The organism is Streptomyces olivaceoviridis, assembly GCF_014650115.1.
GTDB lineage: Bacteria > Actinomycetota > Actinomycetes > Streptomycetales > Streptomycetaceae > Streptomyces > Streptomyces olivaceoviridis.
The window spans coordinates 1-1,549 of the sequence record NZ_BMUI01000102.1; the positions used below are offsets into that span (position 1 = coordinate 1).

Here is a 1,549-nt window from a genome sequence, read left to right on the forward strand (position 1 = left end):
GCTGCTGGCGGGCAGGGCAGTAGCCCGACTGTCGTGTCGGGTGAGCGCCGGATTCCACTGTTCCGGAGACGATGGTGCTGCTCGCAGGGACGGGAAAGCTACTGTTCAGACCGGGTGGGGCAGTTGTTCGAGCCGTTCGAGGGCGCTGGTGACGACATGGGTCCATGGCCAGTGGCGGGCGAGGCGGAGGATCTGGCGGCGGCCGGTGGTGACGAACTGGCCGGCCGAGCTGAACAGGCGGAGCCGCAGGCGGCGGGGCTCCCAGAGGCGGGTCTGGCCGCTCAGGGCAAGCATCGGCATCCAGGCCAACAGGTCGAGTGCGATCTGGACGATCTCCAGCCAGACCCTGTTCTGCGCGGTGTCGTGCAGGGGCAGATTCCGCAGGCCGGTCGCGCGGGCAGCTCGGATGCGGTCCTCGGCCCGTGCCCGCAGGCGGTGGCGGAGTTCGAGTTCGGCGATGGGCCGGCTGGTGGTGTTGGTGGCGAAGCACGTGATCCGCATGCCGTCGGCGTCTGTGATCCTCAGCTGGGCACCGGGGTGCGGCCGTTCCTTTCGAACGATCAGCCGCATGCCCCTCGGCCAGCCGTCGAGCATGCCGCCGGTGAGTTCGGCGACCCAGGCCCCGTCGCGGATCTCTCCATCGGGCTCGACGGCCGGCGTCCATGCCGCGGGCGGCACCTTGAGTACGGCCTGGTGGATTGCGTCGGTGATGGTCATGCCGACCGAGTACGACAGCCACCGGCCGCGTTTCGCGAGCCAGGCCACGAACTCGTGGGTGCCGCCCGCGGAGTCGGTGCGGATCAGCGTCCGGCGCCCGCGCCGATAGGACTTGGGCAGCTGAGTCAGGGCCAGTTGGGTGGCGGTGATGTGATCGGCGGCGGTATTGCTGCCTGCGTTCCCGGGCCTGAGCAGAGCGGCCACCGGCTCGCCGGACCCGCCCTTCCCGTGGTCGACGAAGCCCATCAGCGGGTGGTGGCCAAAGGTCTTCTTCCAGGTCGCAGCCGTGTCTTCCTTGTCGGAGTGCGAGACCACCAGGACGCCGTCCAGGTCCACGGTCACAGTCCCGGTCGCATCCGGCGCACCCTGCTGGGCCAACTTCCATACATGCTGACGCACTTGGGACCGCGCGCTGCGGATCGCGTTCAAGGCGCGGTGGCCGCCCGCGGCGAGCGTGTCGATCAGCCGGGAGACCGTCGGGTCCGAGGCCACCGGCCCGAACACGGCCGGCTCGGCCCGCAGCATGCCGACATCGGCCAGGCAGTCGCCGCCGAGGGCGACCGCGAGCGCCACATCCAGCAGGATCTTGCCGGGATCATGCACCGCCCGCGGCTTGCGCCAGGGCGCCAGAGCCCCCGATATCGCAGTATCCAGGCCCGTCTTGCGGACCGTCTCCACCAGCAGCACGGCCCCGGCCTGCGAGACCACTCCACGACCGCTGCCCTCAACGCGGACACGCGGGTACGACCCGATACGCTTCTTCACCTGAGAAGTGCTTCTTTCCACGGCACGATCTGGACCCTCGACAAGTCCTATCGTTCCAGGTCAGGAG

At 69.5% G+C, this 1,549-nt stretch carries 1 protein-coding gene; it reads right to left on the reverse strand.

Features of this window, described 5'->3' with window-relative positions; genetic code table 11:
- Nucleotides 1-105: 105 nt before the first annotated feature.
- Complete coding sequence (locus IE273_RS43065; protein WP_189820549.1) at nucleotides 106-1,482, reverse strand: IS1380 family transposase; 1,377 nt, start codon at nucleotides 1,480-1,482, stop codon at nucleotides 106-108.
- Between the last annotated feature and the right edge of the window lie 67 nt (nucleotides 1,483-1,549).